Source organism: Thermodesulfobacterium hydrogeniphilum, assembly GCF_000746255.1.
Taxonomy (GTDB): domain Bacteria; phylum Desulfobacterota; class Thermodesulfobacteria; order Thermodesulfobacteriales; family Thermodesulfobacteriaceae; genus Thermodesulfobacterium; species Thermodesulfobacterium hydrogeniphilum.
The window spans coordinates 33,734-58,438 of the sequence record NZ_JQKW01000010.1; the positions used below are offsets into that span (position 1 = coordinate 33,734).

At 29.9% G+C, this 24,705-nt stretch carries 25 protein-coding genes and 1 tRNA gene; 18 read left to right on the plus strand and 8 right to left on the minus strand.

The genetic code is table 11. The features are described 5' to 3' along the window. The 5 genes from CC87_RS09325 to CC87_RS05835 form a co-directional block, all read right to left on the minus strand. Entirely contained in the window at positions 1–123 is a 123-nt protein-coding gene (locus CC87_RS09325; protein ID WP_281170017.1) for a hypothetical protein, read from the minus strand. Further along, a complete protein-coding gene (gene hpt, locus CC87_RS05820; RefSeq protein WP_038057148.1) occupies positions 116–643 on the minus strand; it encodes a hypoxanthine phosphoribosyltransferase in 528 nt (175 codons plus the stop codon). The genes CC87_RS09325 and hpt overlap by 8 nt, the downstream gene beginning before the upstream one ends. Positions 644–656: 13 nt before the next feature. Beyond that, positions 657–3,065, minus strand: coding sequence for a DNA topoisomerase (ATP-hydrolyzing) subunit B (gyrB, locus tag CC87_RS05825; protein WP_038057150.1), 2,409 nt, complete (start codon positions 3,063–3,065; stop codon positions 657–659). A 35-nt stretch (positions 3,066–3,100) separates the two neighbouring features. Further along, a complete protein-coding gene (gene dnaN / locus CC87_RS05830) occupies positions 3,101–4,222 on the minus strand; it encodes a DNA polymerase III subunit beta (protein ID WP_038057152.1) in 1,122 nt (373 codons plus the stop codon). A 76-nt stretch (positions 4,223–4,298) separates the two neighbouring features. Next, complete coding sequence (locus CC87_RS05835; RefSeq protein WP_038057154.1) at positions 4,299–5,684, minus strand: NAD(P)/FAD-dependent oxidoreductase; 1,386 nt, start codon at positions 5,682–5,684, stop codon at positions 4,299–4,301. Positions 5,685–5,905: 221 nt separating this feature from the next. Here CC87_RS05835 and CC87_RS05845 point away from each other — a divergent pair. The 18 genes from CC87_RS05845 to CC87_RS05930 all read left to right on the plus strand — a co-directional run bounded on the left by CC87_RS05845 (position 5,906) and on the right by CC87_RS05930 (position 21,327). After that, positions 5,906–5,977 (plus strand) — tRNA-Gly (locus CC87_RS05845). A 31-nt stretch (positions 5,978–6,008) separates the two neighbouring features. After that, positions 6,009–6,476, plus strand: a complete 468-nt coding sequence (locus tag CC87_RS05850) for a ribosome maturation factor RimP (RefSeq protein WP_038057158.1) — start codon at positions 6,009–6,011, stop codon at positions 6,474–6,476. 15 nt (positions 6,477–6,491) lie between these two features. Then, entirely contained in the window at positions 6,492–7,757 is a 1,266-nt protein-coding gene (gene nusA / locus CC87_RS05855) for a transcription termination factor NusA (RefSeq protein ID WP_038057160.1), read from the plus strand. Continuing rightward, positions 7,750–7,998, plus strand: a complete 249-nt coding sequence (locus tag CC87_RS05860; protein ID WP_038057162.1) for a YlxR family protein — start codon at positions 7,750–7,752, stop codon at positions 7,996–7,998. The genes nusA and CC87_RS05860 overlap by 8 nt, the downstream gene beginning before the upstream one ends. Then, positions 7,999–9,075 carry a prephenate dehydratase gene (pheA, locus tag CC87_RS05865; RefSeq protein WP_038057164.1) on the plus strand — a complete coding sequence of 359 codons (1,077 nt, stop codon included), beginning with the start codon at positions 7,999–8,001 and terminating at the stop codon, positions 9,073–9,075. Further along, the gene (locus CC87_RS05870) at positions 9,042–9,554 is read left to right on the plus strand and encodes a hypothetical protein (protein WP_038057167.1); all 513 of its coding nucleotides are present in this window, start codon (positions 9,042–9,044) and stop codon (positions 9,552–9,554) included. Before pheA ends, CC87_RS05870 begins: the two co-directional genes overlap by 34 nt. 12 nt (positions 9,555–9,566) lie before the next feature. Next, on the plus strand, positions 9,567–9,800 hold the full coding sequence (locus tag CC87_RS05875; protein ID WP_038057169.1) for an FmdB family zinc ribbon protein: 234 nt from the start codon (positions 9,567–9,569) through the stop codon (positions 9,798–9,800). A 144-nt stretch (positions 9,801–9,944) separates the two neighbouring features. Continuing rightward, complete coding sequence (locus tag CC87_RS05880) at positions 9,945–11,108, plus strand: M48 family metallopeptidase (RefSeq protein WP_156955590.1); 1,164 nt, start codon at positions 9,945–9,947, stop codon at positions 11,106–11,108. Positions 11,109–11,155: 47 nt separating this feature from the next. Then, a complete protein-coding gene (locus CC87_RS05885; RefSeq protein WP_038057173.1) occupies positions 11,156–11,980 on the plus strand; it encodes a 50S ribosomal protein L11 methyltransferase in 825 nt (274 codons plus the stop codon). Continuing rightward, on the plus strand, positions 11,981–12,751 hold the full coding sequence (locus CC87_RS05890; protein WP_038057175.1) for a type III pantothenate kinase: 771 nt from the start codon (positions 11,981–11,983) through the stop codon (positions 12,749–12,751). It begins immediately after the preceding gene. After that, on the plus strand, positions 12,730–13,590 hold the full coding sequence (locus tag CC87_RS05895) for a S66 peptidase family protein (protein ID WP_038057177.1): 861 nt from the start codon (positions 12,730–12,732) through the stop codon (positions 13,588–13,590). The genes CC87_RS05890 and CC87_RS05895 overlap by 22 nt, the downstream gene beginning before the upstream one ends. Before the next feature lie 63 nt (positions 13,591–13,653). Then, positions 13,654–16,299 carry a hybrid sensor histidine kinase/response regulator gene (locus CC87_RS05900; protein WP_038057179.1) on the plus strand — a complete coding sequence of 882 codons (2,646 nt, stop codon included), beginning with the start codon at positions 13,654–13,656 and terminating at the stop codon, positions 16,297–16,299. A gap of 21 nt (positions 16,300–16,320) precedes the next feature. Next, complete coding sequence (locus tag CC87_RS05905) at positions 16,321–16,803, plus strand: chemotaxis protein CheW (RefSeq protein WP_084222220.1); 483 nt, start codon at positions 16,321–16,323, stop codon at positions 16,801–16,803. Between the two features lie 23 nt (positions 16,804–16,826). Continuing rightward, on the plus strand, positions 16,827–17,297 hold the full coding sequence (locus CC87_RS08690) for a chemotaxis protein CheX (RefSeq protein ID WP_051920644.1): 471 nt from the start codon (positions 16,827–16,829) through the stop codon (positions 17,295–17,297). 41 nt (positions 17,298–17,338) lie between these two features. Continuing rightward, positions 17,339–19,213, plus strand: a complete 1,875-nt coding sequence (locus tag CC87_RS05915; RefSeq protein WP_038057181.1) for a methyl-accepting chemotaxis protein — start codon at positions 17,339–17,341, stop codon at positions 19,211–19,213. A gap of 9 nt (positions 19,214–19,222) precedes the next feature. Beyond that, the gene (locus CC87_RS05920) at positions 19,223–20,320 is read left to right on the plus strand and encodes a class I SAM-dependent methyltransferase (protein WP_038057183.1); all 1,098 of its coding nucleotides are present in this window, start codon (positions 19,223–19,225) and stop codon (positions 20,318–20,320) included. After that, a complete protein-coding gene (gene rnhA / locus CC87_RS05925; RefSeq protein ID WP_038057184.1) occupies positions 20,321–20,773 on the plus strand; it encodes a ribonuclease HI in 453 nt (150 codons plus the stop codon). It begins immediately after the preceding gene. Next, a complete protein-coding gene (locus CC87_RS05930) occupies positions 20,755–21,327 on the plus strand; it encodes a UbiX family flavin prenyltransferase (protein WP_038057185.1) in 573 nt (190 codons plus the stop codon). Before rnhA ends, CC87_RS05930 begins: the two co-directional genes overlap by 19 nt. Here the strand turns inward: CC87_RS05930 and lnt are convergent. The 3 genes from lnt to rfaD are packed head-to-tail and all read right to left on the minus strand — an operon-like array spanning position 21,313 to position 24,691. After that, the gene (lnt, locus tag CC87_RS05935; protein WP_038057187.1) at positions 21,313–22,896 is read right to left on the minus strand and encodes an apolipoprotein N-acyltransferase; all 1,584 of its coding nucleotides are present in this window, start codon (positions 22,894–22,896) and stop codon (positions 21,313–21,315) included. The two genes, CC87_RS05930 and lnt, sit on opposite strands and share 15 nt — an antisense overlap. Positions 22,897–22,904: 8 nt before the next feature. Further along, positions 22,905–23,711 (minus strand): transporter associated domain-containing protein, encoded by an 807-nt coding sequence (locus CC87_RS05940; RefSeq protein ID WP_038057188.1) that lies wholly within the window; start codon positions 23,709–23,711, stop codon positions 22,905–22,907. Positions 23,712–23,716: 5 nt separating this feature from the next. Then, positions 23,717–24,691, minus strand: coding sequence for an ADP-glyceromanno-heptose 6-epimerase (gene rfaD / locus CC87_RS05945; RefSeq protein WP_038057190.1), 975 nt, complete (start codon positions 24,689–24,691; stop codon positions 23,717–23,719). Positions 24,692–24,705: the final 14 nt, after the last annotated feature.

The following is a 24,705-nucleotide window of genomic DNA, read 5'->3' on the forward strand; positions in this document are numbered from 1 at the left end:
TTATTTTAAATGCATAAATTTTATAACAACAGAAGCTATTAATACAGCTCCACCTATTCTCAAAACCCATAAATACCAGGGACTATTTTTTAAATAATTTAAAATAAACTGTTTTTTATTCATCTTTTATGACCTCGTATATTTCTGGTAAATGCCTATATTTTTCTGCAAAATCAAGACCATATCCTACAAGGAATCCCTTTTCAATTTCAAATCCTACATAATCTATGGGAATATTAAATTTTTTTCTTTCTTTTTTATCAATTAAAGCACATATTTTAAGATTTTTGGGATTAAATTTTTTAATATATTCATAGAGATATTTTAAAGTTAAACCTGTATCTACAATGTCTTCCACTATTATTACATTTTTTCCTTCTAAAGGTATTTCTATATCTTTGGTAAGTATAACATTTTCAGAAGAAGTATCAGACATTCCATAACTTTTAACCCTTACAAAATCTATTTGAATATTAGGATTTTTAATATAACGCAATAAATCAGAAAGAAAAATAAAGGCACCTTTAAGGGTTCCGATAAAAACTAAGGACTCATTATTAAAATCTTTATCAATTTTTTCAGCTAACTCCTTAATTTTCTGTAAAATTTTTTCCTTGGATAAAACTAAATTTAATTTTTCCATACTTTAAAACCTTTTATATATCAAGTTCTTTATATTCTAAAGCATGTTGATAAATAAATTCTCTACGGGGTTCTACATTTTCACCCATGAGAACAGAGAAAAGCTCATCAGCTTTTTCAGCATCTTGGATACTAACCTGTTTTAAGACCCTTTTTTCTGGATCCATGGTAGTTTCCCATAATTGTTTGGAATTCATTTCTCCTAAACCCTTGTATCTCTGAATAAATAGACCTTTTCTACCCTCAGTTCTTAGGTATTGAAGAATTTCAGTTAGAGAAAAAATCCAATTTTCCCAGATCTTGGTTTCCCCTTTATAATCTATTTTTAATTTGTAATTTAAATAATCTTTAATTTTATCAAAAATTTTATAAGCCTCTCTGTAATCCCTTTCTAAAATAATTTCAGGACCTATCTGAGTAGAAACAAAAGCTTCTTTTTCAGAAAGAACGAAAAATTCATAATATTTAGGATTATATTCACTTGGCTTGATCTTGGATACTTTAAAACCCAATTTTTGACATTCTTGACTTAAAGTTTCAACCCTGCTTTGGTCTTCAAACATGGATAAATTGTTAAAACCCAATTTAAACAAAATAAGAAGAACCTGAGGAGGATAGGTTTTCTTTAATAAATTTAAAAGCAACCTATCTAATTTAGCCAGATTAAAGAAGAAATTTTTAAAATCTTTTATTTCTATAGATTTGTCATTTATAAAAGAAATTTTAATGTTTTGAATAAGTCTTTTTATAATATATTGATCAAGCTCTTCATCATTTTTAAGATAGATTTCCTTTTTCCCTTCAACTATTCTGTAAAGAGGAGGTTGAGCGATGAATAACCAACCTTTTTCTATTATGTCTGGCATCTGGCGATAAAAAAAGGTAAGAAGAAGTGTTCTGATATGAGCACCATCTATGTCTGCATCTGTCATGATAATAATTTTATGATATTTACACTTGTCTATGTTAAAATTATCAGGACCTATTCCTGTTCCAAGAGTAGCAATCAGACTTTTGATTTCTTCAGAAGAAAGCATTTTTTCTATATTTGCCTTTTCTACATTAAGGATTTTACCTTTTAAAGGTAAAATAGCCTGAAATTTTCTATCTCTTGCTTGCTTAGCAGAACCTCCTGCAGAATCACCTTCTACTATAAAAAGCTCTCTTTTTTCAGGATCTTTATCAGAGCAATCAGCAAGCTTTCCAGCAACTATAAAATCTTCTATTTCACTTCTTTTTCTTATAAGTTCTCTTGCTTTTCTGGAAGCTTCTCTTGCTTTAGCAGCTATAACTAATTTTTGAATTATTTTTTTAGCTTCTCCAGGATTTTCTTCTAAAAATTTCAATAAACCTTCATAAACAATGGATTCTACAATAGGTTTAACTTCGCTGTTACCGAGTTTCATTTTTGTTTGACCCTCAAACTGAGGATCAGGAACTTTTAAGGATATAATAGCACAAAGCCCCTCCTTTACATCTTCACCTTCTATTTTCATTTTTAGTTGCTTAGGAACTCTGTCTTCTGAGATGTATCTATTTATAGCTTTTGTTAAGGCAGCTCTAAAACCTATTACATGGGTTCCCCCCTCTTTAGTATGTATATTATTCACATAACTATAAATAATCTCGCTATAACCTGAATTGTATTGTAGAGCTACTTCTACTTTTACATTATCTTTTTCTCCAGAAATATAAATAACTTTTGAATGAACAGGATTTTTTTTAGTATTTAAATGTTTAATTAATTCTACAATACCACCTTTATAATGATATTTTTCTGAAAATCCGATTCTTTCATCTATTAAATAAAATCTTATATTAGGATTAAGATAAGCTAACTCTTTAATTCTTTTTTGAACTATATCCAGATCAAATTCCAGATCTCCGAAAATTTCAGGATCAGGTTTAAATCTAACAAATGTTCCTGTTTTTTTAGTTTTTCCCACTATTTGAACAGGTCCTTCAGGAAAGCCCCTTTTATACACTTGTCTATAAATTTTGCCTTCTCTATAAACTTCTGCTATTAACCATTCAGAGAGAGCATTTACTACAGAGACCCCAACCCCATGAAGTCCTCCAGAGACTTTGTAAACTCCATGGTCAAATTTTGCTCCTGCATGAAGTCTGGTCATTACCAGTTCTAAAGCTGGGATTTTTTCTTCAGGATGAATATCTACAGGTATACCTCTTCCGTTGTCTTCACAGCTGGCAGATCCATCTTTATGAAGAACAACTTTAATTTCTGTAGCATAACCTGCTAATGCTTCATCTACAGAATTATCCAAAACTTCCCATAAAAGATGATGAAATCCAGAAATATCAGTAGAACCTATATACATAGCAGGACGAATTCTAACACCTTCTAAACCAGAAAGAACTTTAATATTTTGTGCCTTATAAGCGATTGTTTTTTTTCTTTCCATTTTTTTTATATTCTCCTCAAATTTTTAAAAAAATTTTATAAAACCATAGGCATTACTAAATATAAAAATCCTTCATCCCTGTAACCAGTGATAATAGCAGGAACTCTTTCTTCGCCTATTTTCATTTCTATCTCTTCTGATTTCATGACTTGTAGTGCATCCAAAAGATAATCAGCGTTATAATTTACAGTAAGAGGTTTACCTTCATAAGAAGCACTGAGTTTTACCTGGGCTTTTCCCATCTCTGTTTCCTGAGAGGTAAGGATAATTTCATCAGTTTGCAATTCAAGAGTAATAGGTTTAAATTTTTCATTTATTACTAAAGAGACCCTTTTTAAAGCATCAATAAAAAGCTTTCTATCTACTTTTAGAATATTTTCATATTCATTTGGTATAACACTTCTGTAATCAGGATAAGTACCTTCTATAGTTCTTGCGAAAAAGACCGAATTGGTTGTCCAGATTACTACATAGTTATTGATATAACCAAATTTTACTGCTAATTCATCTTCAGCAATATCTTCTATCTGTTTAGCTGCCTTTCTTCCCACAATAAATCCTTCATTAAAATCAGCATTTTCAATCCCTACAATTTCTCTATCAAGAAGAACCAACCTGTGTCCATCAGAAGCAACAGCTCTTAATTTTCCTTCCTCTTTAAGAGGTTCAAAAAAAATTCCTCCTAAAACAAAGCGACTTTCTTCTTTTGAGGTACAGAAAATAGTATTTGAAATAAGTTCTGCTAAAGTTTTTCCAGGAACTTCTAAAGCATTTTCTTCTACAAATTCAGGAAGGCTTGGAAATTCTTCACTATCAGTAATACTTAAATTGTAAACTATGCGTTCTTCTGAGTCCTTAATAATTAATTTATTTCCATCTTTAATTAAAAGTACTTCATCTTCAGGAAAATTTTTGATAATTTCATAAAATTTTCTCGCAGGGACACAAAAAGATGTTTCATCTCCTTCTACTTCTGCAAATATTTTCCCTTTATAACCTATTTCCAAATCTGTAGCTGTTAAATAAATATAACTTTCAGAGGATTTGGGTTCTACAAGAACCATAGATAAAACTGCCATAGAAGCTTTTTTATCTGCTACATTTTCAATATTTTTCAACATTTTTTCCAAACGAGAAGTTTCTATCTTAGCTTGCATAAAAAAACCCCCTTTTAAAATAAAAAAATTTTAAAATTCTTAAAAATTATAACATAAAATTTTAAAATTTCTAATTTTAAAGGAAATTTCTTCTTTTTAAAATTTCTCTTGCTACAATAATACCTGATGCAGAAGCTTGAACAAGTCCTCTGGTAATACCAGCTCCATCACCTATAGCAAAAAGATTTTTAATTTCTGTTTCCAAACAAGAACTCAATTTCAATCTTAAACTATAAAATTTTACTTCAACTCCGTATAATAAAGTATATGGAGAATTTAAACCAGAAGCTAAATTATCAAGAACTTCTATCATTTCCAAAATATTTATTAAATAACGATAGGGTAAAACAAAGCTAAGATCTCCTGGAGTAGCACTTTTTAATGTTGGTTTAACAGGATTTTTATCAATTCTTGCCTTGGTAGATCTTCTTCCTTTTTTAATATCCCCAAGTCTCTGAACCAAAATACCTCCCCCAAGAAGATTAGCAAGTTTAGCAATGTTTTGGCCATAAATAATAGGCTCTTTAAAAGGTTCTGTAAAATAGGTGCTACACAAAATAGCAAAGTTAGTATTTTCCGTCTTTTTATTAGCATAACTATGCCCATTTACAGTCCATACTCCATTTATATTTTCCATAACAACTTCGCCATAAGGATTCATACAAAAAGTTCTTACCTTATCATCAAAAGTTTTAGAGTAATAAATGATCTTGGGTTCATAATAAATAGAAGTTAGATCTTCCATAACCGAAGCCGGGACCTCAACTCTTACTCCTATATCTACAGGATTTATTTGGGTACTCAATTTTAACCTTTTAACTTCTTTTTGAAGCCACTCACTTCCTGCTCTACCAGGAGCTAATATTACGAAAGATGCCAAAATTTTTGTTCCATCTCTTAACTGTACTCCTTTTACTGTTTTTCCTGAAGTCAATATTTTTGAAACAGAATTTTCAAAAATAATATCTACTTTTTTGGATATCTCATCTTTTATATTTTTTAAAACCTCTTTACATCTTTCAGTCCCTATATGCCTTATTTTAGATGGAACAAAAAGAAGACCAAATTTACTGGCAGATTTTTTAATTTTTTTAACAGTTTCTTGATCAGGAGAATATAATTTTTTAGAAGCACCGTATTTTATGTAGATTTTATCTACATAATTAATTATATTTATTAATATATTTTTATCTACATACTCACAAAGGAAGCCTCCTATTTCTGGAGAAATATTCAGTTTACCATCACTAAAAGCACCAGCACCTCCCCAACCACTTATTATATTACAGGGTTTGCAATGCAAACATTTACCTTCCTTTTTAGCAGGACATTTTCTTTCTGTAATGTCTTTACCTTTTTCAATTATAAGGATTTTAAGATTGCTATGTTGGATTAATTCAAAGGCTGAAAATATACCTGCAGGACCAGCTCCTACAATAATGACATCATATTCTGTATTCATCTAAAACATAATATACTACATTTTTAAATTTTTAAAAATAATTGAAAAAATTATATACATAGCCCTTAATTTCAGATTGTGGCTGTTTAAAAGAAATAGAAAGTTTTAATAATTTATAATTATCTATTTTTATCAGATATTCTTTAGAATTTAATAATTTTTCTTTTTTACTTGTAATTTTTTTGAAATAAATTATAATAATCATTAAATTTGGAAATAAAGCGGGCGTAGCTCAGGGGTAGAGCACCAGCTTCCCAAGCTGGGGGTCGCGGGTTCGAATCCCGTCGCCCGCTCTTATTTTATTTTTAAAACTTTGTAAAAACTATGGAAGAAAGAGATTTAAAAGAAAAAATTAAAGAACTTATAGAATTACCAATTTTAAAGAAAAACATAGAATTGGTGGATTTGGAATGGAAAAGAGAAAGAGCTGGCTGGGTGTTAAGGATTTTTATTGATAAACCAGGTGGTGTTACTATAGGAGATTGTGTTAAAATCAGCGAACTTGTTGGAAAAATTTTAGATAAAGAAAATATTATACATCGTTCTTATAATTTAGAGGTTTCTTCTCCTGGAATAGAAAGGCCCTTGGTTAAAAAAGAAGATTATGAAAGGTTTAAAGGAGAAAAAGCAAAAATTACTTTAAAAGAACCTTTAGAAGGTAGGAAAAATTTTACAGGTATTATAATAGGAATAAAAGATGATAAAGTTTGGGTAGAAATTGATGGGAAGGTTTTTAAATTACCTATAGAAAATATTAAAAAAGCTAATCTCCAGCCAGAGATTAAATTTTAGAAAGGAGTAATATTTATGCACCAGAGTGAGCTAAAGAAAGTTATAGAAACTTTAAGTAAAGAAAAGGGTTTATCTAAGGAAATAGTAGTGGAAGCTTTGGTGGAAGGAATAAAAACTGCTGCTAAAAAGAAATTTGGGAATAAAGCCAAAATTGATGTAAGGTTTGATGAAGAACATGGGAATATAGAAATTTATCGCTTGAAAGAGGTGGTTGATAAAGTTGAAAACCCAGAAACTGAAATATCCATAGACGAAGCTTCTAAAATGGCTCCTGATGTAAAAATAGGAGATATCATTGGAGAGAAAATAGAACTTCAGGATCTGGGACGTATAGCTGCTCAGATTGTAAAACAACTTTTTTCTCAAAGATTAAGATTAGCAGAAAAACAACTGATTTATGAAGAATATAAGCATAAACTCGGAGATATAGTAAGCGGATATGTTCACAGATTTGATAAAAGAGGTGTTATTTTAGCTGTAGGTAGAGCAGAAGCTCTTTTACCTGAAGAAGAACAAGTCCCTGGAGAGAAGTATATAAGAGGTCATAGATTAAAAGCTCTGGTAATAGAAGTTTACAGACAACAAGAACCTCAAATAGTTGTCTCTCGTTCTCACCCTGCTTTTGTTAAAAAGCTTTTTGAAAAAGAGGTTCCCGAAATCCAAGAGGGAATTGTTCAAATCAAGGCTATAGCTCGTGAACCGGGATCAAGAACTAAAATAGCTGTGACTTCTAATAATCCCAATATTGATCCTGTAGGAGCCTGTATAGGAGTTAGAGGATCAAGAATTTCAGTTATTTTAGAAGAATTAAACCTTACTACAAGGGGAGATCGTAGAGAATTTAGGGAAAAGATAGATGTGGTTTTATGGGATCCAGATCCTGCTAAATTTGTCTATAATGCTTTAGCACCTGCTGAATGTAGCAGGGTTATTGTAGATGAAGCTAATAAAACTCTGGAAGTAGTGGTTCCTGATGATCAGTTATCCTTAGCTATAGGAAGAAAGGGCGAAAATGTAAGACTTGCTTCTAAATTAGTTGGATGGAGAATAGATATTTTAAGTGAAACTCAGTATTTAAGAAGACAGGAACCAGAATTTTTAAAACTTTTAAAAGTTACAGGTCTATCTGATGAAATAGCAGGATATTTGTATGAGGCAGGAATTAAAGATTTAAAAACTTTGGTAGAAACCTCACCTGAAAAAATTGCAGAACTTACTAAACTTAGTTTAGATGAAGTTCAACAAATAATTGAAAAAGCAAAAAAGGAAATAAGTGCCTAAGAAAGGACATATTCCTGAAAGGACATGTATTGTTTGTAGAAAAAAATTACCCAAGAAGGAACTTATTAGATTTTGTTTTAAAGAAGGAAAGATAATAATGGATAAAGAGCAAAAAGGAGGAGGAAGAGGAGCTTATTTTTGTTCTGAATGCATTTCAAAGCTCAAAAATAAAAAAATTTTTAGGAAATTAATAAATGCTTTAAAAATAAAAGATAATAAAAATGTAATTCTGGAAATTTAAATGAAAAAAGAAGACCTGAAAAATTTAAGAAAAAAAATAGATGAAATAGATAGTCAGATTATTGAGCTTTTAAAACAACGTATTGAAATTGCTAAAAAAATAGGAGAAATAAAAGAAAAAAGGGGTAAAGTAAGTTTTGATTTAGAAAGAGAAAAAGAGGTTTTAAAAAGAATTTTAACTTTAAATAAAGGAGTTTTTCCAGAGGATACTTTAAAAGTAATTTATTCAGAGATAATAAAGACCTGCAGAACAATTCAGCAGAAGATAAAAGTAGCTTATTTAGGACCTGAGGCAACATTTAGTCATATAGCAGCTTTAAATCATTTTGGGACTTCAGCAGAGCTTCTTCCGGTAGAAACCATTTTAGACATTTTTGAAGAAGTAAGCAGTGAAAGGGTAAATTTTGGAGTTGTTCCTATTGAAAATTCTATAGAAGGTGTAGTAGCTACCACACTTGATGCTATTTATGAATATGGTTTGAAAGTTTGTGGAGAGATCTATGAGTCTATTTCTCATCATCTTATGAATCAGACTGGGAAATTAGAAGATATTAAAAAGGTTCTTTCTCATCCTCAGGCTATAGCTCAATGTAGGAAGTGGTTAAGAAAAAAATTACCTTCTGTTCCTGTTGAAACAGTGCCTTCTACTGCTTTTGCTGCTAAATGGGCTGCAGTGGATGAAAAAGTAGGAGCAATTGCGAGTCTTATGGCAGCAAAGCTTTATCATCTTCAAATAGTTGCTAAAAACATAGAAGATATAAAAGGAAATTGCACCAGATTTTGGATTATTGGTAAGCAGGAAATGAAACCTACAGGTAATGATAAAACATCTCTGCTTTTCAGTGTAGCTGATAGACCAGGTGCTCTTTTTGCAGTTTTAAAATGTTTTGCTGAAAAAGGAATAAACCTTACAAAAATAGAAAGCAGACCTTCTAAAAATGAACCCTGGAAATACATTTTCTTTTTGGATTGTGAGGGGCATATAAAAGATGAAAATATAAAAGCTTGTATAGAAGAAATACAGAATTATTGTTTGCAGGTGGTGTGGTTAGGCTCTTATCCCAAGGGACAACAATAAATAATTTTTTAAAAAACACGCCTGTTTTAAGGTCTCAATTAGCAGAAATTTTTCGTCTTTCAGAAGATAATTTAATTGATAAATTAAAACTGTCTCACAAAGAGTTAACCCGTTTAAGTTATGATATTTATGTTTTAAAAGAAAATAAGTTTATAAAAAATAAATTTGCTACTATTTTAAAAGCTGAGGTTCTTCACGATTTACCTTCTAAAAGAAAAAATTTTTATCTGATCTGTCTTAATAAAAATAGAATTTTTAAAAGAAATAACCCTTTTCTAAAAGAACTTTTGCTTTATATTTTAACTCACGAATTAGTTCATCTGGTAAGATTTATAAGATATGAAAGTAGTTTTTATTTTAAAAATAAATGGCAAGAGGAAAAAACTGTTCATAAGATTACCAAAGAACTTCTAAAAAATTTAAAATTTTTGCCTCGTATGGAAGAAATTTTGAATTATTTTGATAAAATTTATTCTTAGGAGGTGAGGAAGATGCCTATTTATGAATATAAATGTAAAAAATGTGGAAAGCACCTGGAAGTCTGGCAAAAAATAACAGAAGAGCCTTTAAAAGTCTGTCCTGAATGCGGAGGTGAACTGATAAAATTAATAAGTGAAAGTGGATTTATTTTAAAAGGAACAGGCTGGTATGTAACAGATTATGCCAGAAAAGAAAAAGAAAAAAAAGAAACCAAGAAGAAAGAAAATACTTCTAAGAGTAAATAAGTGTTATATGAAGATTTAATTTATTTATGGCTTTCTTTTTTGATTTATGAATTTTTGCCTTCTTTCTCTTCTCCCTTTTCTTTTTCAGTATTAATAATAATTTTTTTGATTAAAGAATTTTTTTTCTTTTCATTTATTTTGTTATTGAGAAAAAAGATACCATCAGATTATGTTTCCACAGGATCTATTTTAGAAAAATTTTTGATATTTATAGTTTTTGTTTTATACTTTTTTGATTTAACATTTTTCAACTTAAAATCTATAATAGATCAGTATTATTTTTCTTCTTTAATAGCTTTTCTATGGTTTTTACACTATTTCTTAGCTATGAAAATTTTTTTGTTCAGATTTACTTTTAATTATTTAAAACTATTATCGGGTCTGGTTTCTCCCATTTTAGTTTTAATAGCTATTGAAAACATTTTAGATTTACTGGGAATAGCGGTAAAAAGTTTTGACTGGTTGTTATTGTTTTTTATTTTGTTTTTTGCTCCTGTTTTTATGATCAAACTCTGGCCGGTGTATCCTTTAAAGGATGGATTTTTAAGAGATTTAATTCTTTTATTTTTGAAAAAGAATAAAGTAAAAGTGAGAGATATTTATGTTCTTGGAGACATAGGTAAACGTGTTTATACAGCAGGAGTAGTAGGATTTCCCGGAGGTTTAAAATATTTATTTTTTTCGCAACATCTATTAGATATTCTTACTCCTGAAGAGATTCTTGGAGTAGTAGCTCATGAAATAGGGCACATTAAAAAGAAACATGCCTTTTGGCTTTTATTACTTATAATTAATTTACCCTTATTTCTTATGACAATTTTGTTATTTATTCTATCAATCATTCATCAAATATATCCCAATTTTATAGAGATGTTAAACAAACAACACAGAATTTATCTTGAAATTGAGATAGGTATATTTTTTACTCTTTTTGCTTATATCTATATAAGATATATCTTTTCATTTTTTCTAAGACAGTTTGAAAGAGAAGCGGATTTACAATCTTTAATTTTGATAAAAGATCCTCGTCCTTTAGTTTCAGCGTTGTTTAAAATAGGAGAAATTACAGGGCAATTGTATAAAAAGAGCTGGCATCACTATGGTATTTATGAAAGAATTGAATTTCTTAAACATAGTCATTTAAATTTTGATACAAATCAGATAAGAAAGCAGTCTTTCAAAATAAGGTGGATAATTATATTTTGGATTTTAATAAACTTTTTAATTTCTTCTGTTTTTTATTCTGAAAGTATAGCAAATCTGGTTTATAAATTTTTAGGAATTCAATTTTTATTGACATCTTTATAAATTGTCCTAAAATTTAGGTAGCTTGTATTTGAATTTTTGATAATAGAATGTTAAAAGGAAAATACAAAAATTATACAGATCTTTATATTTATATATTCAAAAACAGTCATCCAGAGCTTAAAAATTTAGAGGATGAGGATTTCATTGGTGTTTGGGAGGAAGATGGAGTAGGGGTTTTATTTTTTCATAAACCAAAGGATGATTTGATACAAGAATTATCTAAAAAATACAATTTAGAGCTTGAACTTAAAGATAAAGTTCCTTATGATAAATGGAATGAAAATCGTTTCCCTAAACCTTTAGAAATAGGAAACTTAAAGATTGCTCCTATTTGGTGCGAAGGTAAATGGGATCTGGTTTTTGATCCCAGTGTGGTTTTTGGAGAAGGAGGGCATCCTACTACTGTTATGATGCTTGAATTAAGCTGGGAATTTTATAAAAATTTTTGTAAACCTGACCGTGTTTTGGATATAGGTTGTGGAAGTGGTATTTTAACTCTTTTTTGGGCTAAACTCGGGTCTAATTTGGTCTCCATAGACATAAATCCTTTATGTATAAAAGTAACAAAACATAATTTAGCTTTAAATGGCCTTTTAAATAAAGCAGAAGTAATAGAAGGAAATATTAAAAAGCTTTTACCTTTAAAAGCAGATCTTGTATTGGGAAACCTGTATAAAGGGCTTTTGTTAGACCTTTTTGGACTCCCTTCTTTTTGGACTTCACCTTATTATTTGCTTTCTGGATTTTCTGTAGCTATGGAAAGAGAGCTTAAAGAGGCTTTAAAACCACGTTCTGCAGAAATTATTTTAAGAAAAGAGATGAATAACTGGGTTTGCTGGCTTTTGAAGAATAAAGAGATAAAGGGGGATTAGATGCTTCTTGCTGTAGATATAGGCAATACATCTACAGTTTGTGGAGTTTTTGAGGAAAAAGGAAATATTACTGCTTTGTTCACTTTTAAAACAGAAATTCCTGTTTCTTCTGAAGAGATTTTGATTAAATTGAAAAATTTCTTAGAGCTTTATAAAATAAAATTAAAAGATATAAAAGGATTATCTATTGCCTGTGTAGTTCCTTCTGCGCTCAATTATTGGGTGGAGATGGGAAAAAAATGGTTAGCAAGAGAGGTTTTAGTAGCAGACCATACCACAGTAGATATTCCAATGGATTTATTATATCCTTCTGAAGTAGGAGCGGATAGATTAATAAATGCTTTGGCAGGTTGGGAGAAATATAAAACTTCATTAATTATAGTGGATTTTGGAACAGCTATTACCTTTGATTGCATTTCTGAAAAAGGAGTTTATTTAGGAGGTGCTATTGCTCCAGGGCTTTTCATTTCTGCAGAAGCTTTATTTAAAAAAACAGCCAAATTACCCAAGATAGATCTAAGTGAAATTCCATTGCAAACTATAGGGAAAGATACCATATCTGCTTTAAAAACAGGACTTCTTTATGGATTTACAGGTCTTACAGATTATTTAATAGATAAACTTTCTAAAGAAATGGGAAGTAGTCCCAAGGTTATAGCTACAGGAGGCATGGCTAAATTTATAGTGCCTCTGTCTAAAAAAATAGAAAAAATAGATCCCTATTTAACCTTAGAGGGTCTTTACTATTTATGGAAACAAAAAAAACCGTAGCTATAGTTTCTCCTGCTAACTTTCCGTCTAAGGAAAAATATGAAAAAGGGTTAGAGATTTTAAGACAATACTCTATTCCTTTTAAAAGCTATGTAGATTTTTCAAAAACATCCCCAGGGTTTAAAGCGTTTCTATTATATGAATTGATTACTAATAAAGACTTTTTTTATATTTGGACAGCACGAGGAGGTTTTGGTTCAATAAAATTATTACCATATTTAGATGAATTATTAAGTGATGTAAAAAATTTGAAATTTCATCCTTATTTAATAGGATTTAGTGATATTACGGCTTTGCATCTTTATTTTTATAAAAAATTTAACAAACCAGGTATCCATGCTCCTATGATAGCTGATTTACCCAATTTAGATAAAAATACAACAAAAAAACTTTTTGAAATTTTATTTAGGGATAAGAATATCTATTTAGAGGGTAAAGGTTATCAGGAAGGAGAAATTGAGGGTGTTTTATTAGGGGGAAATCTTATTACTATAGCAAGTTTATGCGGAACACCTTATTTCCCTTATGTTGATGGTATAATTCTGTTTATAGAAGATATAAACGAAAAACTTTATCGTTTAGAAAGGGCTTTGATTCAGGTAATTTTTACTTTGGGAAAGGAGAAGATAAAGGCTTTGATAATAGGGGATTTAGGGGGAGAAGATCCTCTAAATTTTTTGGGAAATATTAAAGAATTTTTGCCTCAGCACATGCCTATTGGTTATGAATTTCCTATAGGCCATAATTTAAAAAATTATCCTGTAATCATAGGCAAAAGAGCTTATTTAAAAATTAAAAATAACAAAGCAGAACTTTATCAAGAAAAATTTTTTTCTTGACAACTTTTTAAAATGATTTTATAAAATATAAAGATATAAGCTAAAATTGCAGGAGGTTTAAGCATGGAATTTGATGAGGATATTTTACAGGATTTTTTGGTAGAAGCAAAAGAAACTATAGAAAACTTAGAAGAAGGTTTTATAGAATTAGAAAAAGATAAATCAAATTTAGAAGTCATAAGGTCTATATTTCGAAGTATGCACTCTTTGAAAGGGGCTGCAGGATTTTTCGGTTTTAAAAGTCTGGAAAGCATAGCTCATTTTTCAGAAGATATTTTATCAAAATTGAGAGACGGGCTTTTAGAGCCCACAGAAGAGATAATAGATATATTATTAAAAGCAGTAGATTGGATAAAATATATTATAAACCATATAGAACAAAACAAAACAGAACCCATAGATGATAATTTGTTAGAGTTTTTAGTAGAAATATCAAATTTCAATGAAAAATTGAAAAAACAGATAGGAGGCAAAGGTAAAGAAGAGCCTAAGGAAGAGGCTAAGAAAGAAAAGGTTGAGGAGGCTAAGGAAGAAGCTAAGGAAGAGAAAAAAGAGGAGGTAAAACCTGAAGAAAAAGAGAAAAAAGAAGTCAAGGAAGAAAAACAGGTCTCTTCAAAAGAAGTGAAACCTGCAGTAAAGGATGCACCTAAAAAAGAAAAAAAGGAAGCTATAGCAACACCTCACATAGAATTAACAGAAACTCACATTAAAGTGGATGTTAAACTTTTAGATCAGCTTATGAATTTAGCAGGAGAGCTTGTTCTTGCAAGAAACAGGGTGGTTCAACTCGCTCAAAAAATCATGGATGAGGATTTAACCAGAAGTGTTCAGGCTTTATCCATGATCACAACTGAGATGCAGGAAGCCATAATGAAAACCAGAATGCAACCCATAGGAACAGTATTTAATAAATTTCCGAGAATTGTAAGGGACCTTTCTAAAGCTCTTGGTAAAAAAGTGAATTTACAGCTGGAAGGAACAGAGACAGAGCTTGATAGATCTATTATAGAAGCAATTAAAGATCCTCTTACACATCTTGTTAGAAATGCTATAGATCACGGTATAGAACCTCCTGATGTAAGAGTTCAGGTGGGTAAACCTCCTGAGGGTAATTTAATTTTAAGAGCTTATCAAGAAGGTGGACAGGTGGTTATTGAAATTGAGGATGATGGAAAAGGAATAGATATAGAAAAGATAAGAAAAAAAGCCATAGAAAAAGGATTTATGACAGCTGAAGAGGCAGAAAAAGCCTCTGAAAAAGAACTTTTGTCTCTTATATTTAAACCTGGATTTTCAACAGCGGAAAAGGTTACTCAGGTCTCTGGTCGCGGTGTGGGTATGGATGTTGTAAAAACCAATATAGAAAAATTGGGTGGATCTATAGAAATAGATACTGTGTATGAAAAAGGAACCACTGTTAGAATTAAAATACCTTTAACTCTTGCTATCATTCCTGCACTTATTGTAACATCACAAGATTACAGATATGCTATACCTCAGGTGAATTTAAAAGAGCTGGTAAATATTGATCCTGAAAAAGATCTTCTTAAGGTTGGAGATACAGAATTTTACAGACTCAGAGGAGAGATTATCCCCGTGCTAAGGTTATCTCAAATTTTAAAACATAATGGAAAAGATCAAAATCAAAAAAATTTGGTGATTTTAACTACAGGTGAAAGATTAGTTGGACTATTGGTAAGTAAAATATTCAACTCTGAAGAAATAGTGGTTAAACCTCTTGGTAAGTGGTTTAAAAACATACCTATCTATTCTGGTGCCACTATAATGGGAGATGGTAAATTGGCATTAATTCTTGATGTAGTGGGTTTATCTAAGTATATAGGTTTAAGTATAGAAGAAGTGGAAAAAACTCAGGATATACAAGCTGTTAAAAGAAAAATTTCAGGAGAAGAGACCTATTTTATTTTAATATTTGAAATAGGAGAAGAAAGGCTTGCTCTTCCCATCGCTCTTATATCAAGACTTGATAAAATAAAAGCCGAAGACCTTCAATTTGTCGGTGGAAAAGAGGTAATTATATACAATGAAGAAGTTATTCCAATTATAAGGCTGGAAAACTATCTTCCTTTACAGGGGCTTCCATCTCAAGAAGAATATAATGTTTTATTTTTTACAGAAAGGGATAAAACATGTGGAATTTTATGTTCAAATATTGTTGACACTTTTGAAACTACTTTGGAGGTTGAAGAAGGGCTTTATAAACATCCTGGAATTTTGGGACATAGAATAATAGATGGAAAGACTGTTTTATTTATTGATGTTTATAAAATAATAGAAATGTATGATCCTGAGTGGTTTATTGTAAAGGAAGAAGATGTGCAGCCCAGAAAGATTTTGTTAGTTGAGGATTCTCCGTTTTTTAGAAATATGATGAAAAATTATTTGGAAACTGCAGGTTATCAGGTTGAGGATGCTGAAAATGGTAAAGAGGCGTTAAATAAGCTAACTACAGATCCCAATTTTGATATTATCATTACAGATATAGAAATGCCAGAAATGGATGGTTTTGAACTTATAAAAGTTTTAAAAAGTGATCCTAATTTAAATAAGATACCAATTATTGTAGTTACAGCTTTAGCAGGAGAAGATATCAAGAAAAAGGTCTTTGAACTGGGAGCAGATGGATATGAGGTTAAATTGCAAAGAGATAGAGTATTGGAAACTATTAAAAATCTTTTGTCTAAATAGATTTAAGGAGGAGGCTGTGTAATGACTTTAGCAAAAAAAGAAGACCTGAAACTTGAAGAAAAAGAAATCTCAAGACTTGGTATTCAAAAAACTCAAACTTTTGTTACCTTTTATATGGGAGATTTTTTGTTTGGAATTTCAGCTGATAAAATAATGGAAATTAACAAGGATTTAGAAATTACTCCAGTTCCTTTAGCAGAGGATTACATTTTGGGAATAATGAATTTAAGAGGGCAGATTGTTACTGTTATGAATCTTGCAAAAAAGATAAAACTTTATACTGATATAACTCCTAAAATCAATTTGATCATCAAAAATGAAGAGGAGGTGCCAGTTTCTTTTGTTGTAGAGAGAATAGGTGATATTTTGGAAATACCAGTAAATAAACTTGAAAGAACTCCTGAAAGGTTGGAAGGGCTTGCTAAGGAATACATAAAAAATGTATATCAACTTCCTGATAAGCTTGTTTTAATGCTTGATGTTGAAAAGGTGATAGAGGGTTAAAATTTGTTAAGAGGAGGAATTTAATGAATGCACAAAAAGTAACAGATTCTATCAAAAAAGCCATTGAAGAAGTTGTTGGTATGTATTTAATGGACAAACCGAATTTGAAGGAAACTAAGGTTAAAAAAGATGATAGTGGTCTTAAGGATATTTCGGTTATAGTAGGCCTTGCTTCTGATAAACTTGAAGGCGTTCTTATAGTAAGTTATGATAAAGAGATAATTTTCGATTTTATGAAAAATATACTTGGTGAAGAAGTTAAAGAGATCAACAAAGAGGTTATTGATGCAAGTGGAGAGATGACCAATCAGATTTCAGGTGTTTTTAGAAGAGAACTGGAAAAAGCTGGACTTATTTTAGAAGGCTCCACCCCTTCTATTGTTACAGGAAACGATCATAAAATAGAAATACCAAGCAAAATTCCAAGAATGGCTTTTCTTTTTGAAATAAATGGGAAAGAACTTTTGGTAGAATTTGGTTTAACAAGAAAATAAAAATTTAATTAAAATAATTTTAATAATAGGAGGAAGAAAGTATGTTTAAAAATTGGAGTATTGTTAAAAAATTAATTTTTGGTTTTTTAATTTTAATTGTAATAGTAGGAATCGTAAGTGCTTGGACTTTATTTTGTTGTTATAAAACAAAAATAGATGCAAATGATATAAAAGAAACTATGAAAAAAGAAAGATGTTTGATTGAAATAAAAGATGAGGGAATAGCAGAAATTAGAGATAATATGTTGAAAATATTTCTTACTGAAAATATAAATAAAAAAAGAGAATACTATAATAGAATTTTAGAGGCAAAAGAAAAATTTAAAAAAGCTTTAAAAATTTTGAAAATTTCTCATAAATTTTCTCCTGAAGAGGAAAAAGCAATTAATAAACTTATAAATAACATGATAAATTTGGAAAAGTTTTACAATAAAGCTATAGAATTTTCTATGGGAGGGAATAATAAAAAAGCTTTAGCTATTTACCAAAAAGAAATACTTCCAAAGATGGAAGCAATACACCGTTTAATAGATGAGAAATTAGAAACCCCTTATTATAGGTTCTTTTATAATAAAATTATTAAAATTGAAAATGACCTAAAAAAACAGATTATAATTTTATTAATTTGTGGAGCTTTATTTATTAGTATTTCTATATTAGTTATTTATACAGTGGTTCTTTCAATTAAAAGACCTGTACAGAAACTTGAAAATATACTTGAGAGAATAAAAGAAGGTGATTTAAATGCAGAAATAGATATAGATAGTAAAGATGAAATTGGACTAATAGCTATAGCTATAAAAGGAACCATTGAGAAATTAAAACATGTGATAAGCGATGTTAGAAATGTGTCAAGAGATATAGTCAATTTTTCAGGAAAACTAAGTGGAATTACAAATGAGTTCAGTAATAATTTAAATATGCAGGCAGAAAAAGCTACACAAATTGCTTCCTCTGCAGAAGAAATGAGTATAACTATAGTTGATATCGCTAAAAACACAAATAACATTTTGGAAAACAGTAAAAACACTGCTGAGGTATCTAAAAAAGGTGAAGAAATGACTCTTAAGACTGCTGAAGAAATAAAAACCATAGAACAGGCTGCCGAAAAGCTCCAGAGTATTATGGGAAATCTGGAAGAGCGTTCAAAAGCAATAGAAAATGTGTTGACTTTTATCAAAGATGTAGCAGAGCAAACTAATTTACTTGCTTTAAATGCCACTATTGAAGCAGCAAGGGCAGGGGAGCATGGAAAGAGCTTTGCAGTGGTAGCAGGTGAGATTAGAAAACTTGCTGAGAGAACAAACAAGTCCACAGATGAAATCGGACAGATGATTAAGGAGATACAGGTAGTTGTGGGTGATGTTAAAGGAGCTGTGGATGATATTAATAAGAAAGTTGCTTCAGGAGTGAAGTTGTCTGAGGAAACCTCTGAAATTTTAAAAGAAATAACCAAACAATCAGAATCACTTCAGGAGAGGATACAGAGTATAGCAAGTGCAACAGAGGAGATGTCCACAGTTGCAGATCAGGTATCTCAGGATATTAACAGTGTGGCTCAAGCTTCTCGTGAAATGACTCAAGGAGTTGAAGAAGTTATTAAAACAGTTGAAAACATGTCTAACCTTAGTATAAAACTAAACAAATCGATAGAATTTTTTAAAATGGATAAAGATATAAATGGTGAAAAATGTCCAAATTTAGAAAGGTGTCCATTTTTTGGTGATCGTTTAGAAAACATGCCAGCTACAGCAGAGCTTCTTAAGAGTGAATACTGTCTTGGAGAGGGTAAAAATTATAAAGAATGTGCGAGATATATAGTAGCTTCCACCTTAGGTAAAGAATTTGTTCCTCCAGATTTATTTCCTCACCAAAAGGAAAGAGCTTTGGAAATAATTAAAGCAAATAAAAAATAAAATTTAAAAATGCTTTTAGATTATTTAGCAGAAAAATCGCCTTTATCCTTTGAAAATTATATGGAAATTTGCCTTTTTCATCCTGAGTATGGTTATTATGCTAAAGGTAATCTCCCTGGTAAAAAGGGAGATTACCTAACTTCTCCATGTGTTCACAGGGTTTTTGGAGCAACAATGGCTAATCAAATAATAGAAATATATGAAATTTTGGAAAAACCAAAAGATTTTACCATTGTTGAAGCTGGTGCAGGTCAGGGTTATCTTGCTTTTGATATGTTAGAATATCTTAATAAAAAAGGTTATGATTTTTTTTATATAATTGTTGAGCCTTTTTCCTCTATTAAAGCTGTTCAAGAAGAAACTTTGGCGGTTTTTAAAAATAAAATAAAATGGATAAAAAGTTTAGAAGAATTGCCAGAATTTAAAGGGGTTTTTATTTCTAATGAACTTTTTGATTCATTTCCAGTAAAAGTTATACAAAAAAATACCTCTAAGATAAAAGAAGTATGGCTTGAAATAAAAAAAGATGGAACTATAAAAGAAATTTTTAAAGATTTGGAAGATGAAGAGATTTTAAAAAGATTAAAACCATATTCTCATCTTTGGATAGAAGATTATAGGACAGAGGTTTGTGTAAAAATAAAAAATTTTTATAAAATTTTGTTCCAAAAACTTAAAGAGGGATTTATTGTTACCATAGATTATGGATACCCCAGAGCAGATTATTATTCTCCTGAAAGATACAGAGGAACTTTGTATTGTTATTACAGGAATAGAGTTATAGATAATCCTTATTTTAAACCTGGGGAGACAGATATAACTTCCCATGTTGATTTTACTCTTCTTAAAGAGCTGGGAGATAAATATGGTTTTTTCACAACAGGATTTACTCAGCAAGGATCCTTTCTGGTATCTCTTGGTATTGAGAAGGTTCTTTATGAGATTTCAGATGTTAACTGGAGAGATATAGAAGCCTTGAAATTTCTTATTTTTCCTCAAGGTTTTGGAAGCTCTCACTGGGTTTTAATTCAAGGTAAACTTCTCAATAAAAATTTTAAAGGATCTCTAAAAGGGTTTACTCTTAGTAATAGAGCTTATTTATTATAAATGGGAAAAGAAAACTTTATAGAAATCTATGTAGATGGCTGCTGTCTGGGTAATCCAGGACCTGGGGGATGGGCTTGTATTATTAAAAAAAATAATGAAGAGATAATTTTGACAGATGGAGAACCCTTTACTACAAACAATCAGATGGAGCTCAAAGCTGTTATTTCAGCTTTAAGCTATTTTAAAGAACCTCGTAAAATTAAAATCTATACTGATTCAGAATATGTTTTAAAAGGAATTACCCAGTGGTTAGTTTCATGGAAAAAAAGAGGTTTTAAAACATCACAGGGAAAACCTGTTAAAAATAAAGAACTTTGGGAGACTTTAGAAAAACTAACCAATTTTCATCAGGTTAAATTTATAAAAGTTTCTGCACATAGTGGAAATTTTTACAATGAAAAAGCAGATAGAATTGCTAAAAAGAGCGCTAAAAAATGGAAGAAAAAATTTTAGTGGGAATAACAGGAGCAAGTGGAGCTATTTATGCTTATTATTTTTTAAAAGAATTAAAAAATTTAAATTTTTCTGTAGAGGTTATTATTACTAAAGCAGGGAAAAAAGTCTGGGAATATGAGCTGGAAAAACCTGTAGAGGAAATTTTTAAATTTGCTGATAGGATTTATCAAGAAGATGAAATTTCAGCTCCTCCTGCCAGCGGTTCTAATTCTTATTTTGGTATGGTTATCATTCCCTGCACAATGGGAACACTATCTGCTATATCACAAGGAAGTGCCAGAAATCTTTTACAAAGAGCAGGAGACGTAATGCTTAAGGAAAGAAAACCTTTAATTTTAGTTATAAGGGAAACTCCTTTAAATTTTATTCATATTAAAAATATGGAAATTTGTACTCAGGCAGGAGCAGTAATTTTCCCTGCTATGCCTTCTTTTTATCACAAACCTAAAAACTTAGAAGAGTTAATAAGTCAATTTGTTAAAAGAATTTTTCAATTTTTAGGATTTAAGCCCAAAAATTTAAAAGCTTGGCAAAATTTAAATACGGAATAAGACAATTAAGAAACTTCCTACTAAAATCAGACTCCCTAAGATTCCTAAAATATTTCCATAATTTACAAAAAGAGTCTTTTTATAAAAAGGTTTTACTTCTCCAAAAAGAATAGCTTCTTTTTCAAGTTGAGTTTGTTTTAAGACTTTTCCTGTGGGATCAATTATTCCTGTTATCCCTGTATTTGCCACCTGAAGGGTATATCTTCTTGCTTCCACAGCTCTTATTACAGCCATCTGAAAATGTTGATAAGGAGCAGAGGTTTTATCAAACCAAGCATCATTTGTGGCAATATAAATTAACTGAGTATTTTCCTTAGCTCTTTTTTGTAAAATTTTAGAAAAAGCACTTTCAAAACAAATAAGAGGGGTAATTTTTATAAAACCAGAACTTAAAGGCACAGTAAGATTTTTGGAAAAGCCTGGCTTTATTATATCAGAAACTACAGAAATATGTTTTAAAAATGAAAAATAATTTCCTAAGGGAATATATTCTCCAAAAGGAACAAGATGCTCTTTATCATAAAGATCTACAAAATTTTCACCATCCCACACTATAAGACTATTATAGACCTTGGGTTTGCCTTGAGTATAACTTAATCTAAAAGTTCCAAAGATTATTTTTGGAATCTTTCCCAATTTTTGACTTTCTTTTTTTAGATTATCTAAATATGAAAGTAAATAAAAAGTAGGTTCCTTTTCATAGGGAAAATAAAAAGGAAAAGCTGTTTCAGGAAGAAGAATAAGATCAGGTTTTTCTTTTATAGCAGAAAAGCTTAATTTACGATAAATTTTTAAAGAATAGGCAATTTCCTTAGCTTCTTTTATCTCCTGAGGGACATTTCCCTGTAATAAAGCTACTTTCAAACATTGTTTCTTATGTAAAATTTTATTTTCCCAATTATTTTTGGAAATTATTCCATAAATAGAAAACAGACTTATAAAAAAGATAAAAAGAAAATTGTTAAAACTGAAAAATTTTTTTAAATTTTTTTCAATAAAAAAAATGTTTATAAGAAAATAAAAATAATAATTTATAAAAACAACTATTAGAGTCAAACCCCAGACACCCCAGATATCTGCTGATTGAAGTAAAAGAGAGAAATTGCTCAAAAGATATCCCAACTGCCCCCAAGGAAAACCTGTTAAAAGTTTACTTCTTAGGTATTCAGTTCCTGAAAAAGATAATGCCAAGAATAAACCTTTTATAAAGTTGGGTTTTTCAAAGATTTTGATTTTAAAAGTTGTATAAAAAAGCAAAATAAAATATAAAGCCAGATAAGAAGACAAAAGTAATAAAAGAAAAAAAGAAGCTATAAAAAATATATGGCCGTATTTAACAAGAGTATAAACTATCCAATAAAGAAGGGTAGAAAAATGTCCGATTCCAAATAAAAAACTTAAAAATATAACTTCTTTGGGATTTTTAGTATAACTAAACACCAGAAATAAAGGGACCAAGGCACATAAGCTTAGTAAATAAAGGTTCCATTTTGGAAAAGCAAGGGTTAAAAGTAAAGCAGACAGAATAGTAAAAGAGATGTTATACCAATTAAAAAATTTTTTTGACATAAGGGAATTTATTTCTCTTTATTTTCTACAATTTTTAATCTTATAAGATCTATTTTTCTTTGATTAGATTTCAGGATTTCTATTTCTAAAGGAGGAATTTTTATTTTTTCTCCAACCTTAGGGATTTTTTTAGTGTGTTCTATAATAAGTCCTGAAACAGTTTCATATTCTCCCTTGGGAAGTTCTATATTTAAACATCTTTCCAGTTCTCTTATTTTAAAAGTTCCTGGCAAAACAATCCATCCCTCTGCATCTGGATGGGGGCAGGTGACTTCTTTTTTTAGAATCTCTTTCAAAATATCTTTTAAACAAAGCATACCTGTTAATTCTGAATGTTCATCTACTACAAAAGCTACTTCTGTTTTGCGGTCTACCATTTTTTCAAAGGCTGAAATTACAGATATATTTTCTGGTATAATTAAAGGTTCTTTAACCCATTCAGTCCAATTAAAAATACTTATTCCCATACCTCTTGCCAGATCTTTTAAAGATATAAAACCTACAAGATTATCTAAAATATTTTTATAAACAGGATAAAAATAATGAGGAGATTGAGAAATAAGCATTTGTACCTCTTCCCAGTCAAAAGAAAGATCAAGACCTATTAATTCATTTCTTGGTATAACAAACTCTCTAACCTCTAAATTCTTTAAATTCAGAAAATTGAGAATAAGTTTTTCTTCAAAATCAGTAACAACTTTTTCTTCTTTATAATCTTCAAGTAATTCTTTTATTTCTTCTTCTACTTCTGCAAGTTCTGAGGTTTTTCTTTTGAAAAGAAATTTTAAAATATCAAAAAAAGAGTCGTTTTCCATAGAAATTAGAAAATATCTTGATTTTCTAACCAGTTTACATAATTTTTAACAGCTTCTTCCAATTCATACATAGATTTATTATAACCCACTTTTCTTAATTTAGTAATATCAGCTTGCGTGAAATATTGATATTGTTTTCTTAAATATTCAGGCATATCAATATATTCTATATTAGGAGAAAGACTTAAAGCTGAAAATACTGCTAAAACCAAATCTTTAAAAGATCTTGCTTTGCCTGTTCCTACATTAAAAATGCCTTTAATTTGTGGATTTTCCAAGAAAAAAAGGGTAACTTCTACTGCATCTTTTACATAAATAAAATCTCTTAGCTGTTCTCCATCTTTATAATCAGGATGATAGGACTTAAATAATCTCACTTTACCTTCTTTTTTAATTTGTTCATAAGCTTTTAAAACCACACTTCTCATCTCACCTTTGTGAAATTCTTTTTCTCCAAAGACATTAAAATATTTCAAACCTACTACTTTATTTAAAAGACCATTATAATAAAGCCAGAGATCAAAAAGCTGTTTTGAAAAACCGTAAGGATTAAGAGGTTTAAGCTTAGGTATAAAGCTTTCGTCATCAGAAAAACCAAGAGACCCATTTCCATAAGTAGCGGCTGAGGAGGCATAAATAAAGGTTATATCATTTTCTAAAGCAAAAAGAGTCAATTTTTGAGAGTATTTATAATTGTTGAGATAAAGATAATGTAAATCTTTTACTGTGGTATCACTGCAAGCTCCAAGATGAATGATAGCAGAAATTTCTTTGAAATGTCCTTTTTCTATAAGATTTAAAAAATCGTCTTTATCCAGATAATCCAAAAATTTTAAACCTATGAGATTTTTCCATTTAATACCCTCTTTTAAATGATCTACAATAATTATTTTATCTTCTCCTCTTTGATTTAGAGCTTCAACAACATTAGATCCTATAAATCCAGCACCACCTGTAACTACTATTTTACATGTTTTCATTAATAACCTCACTT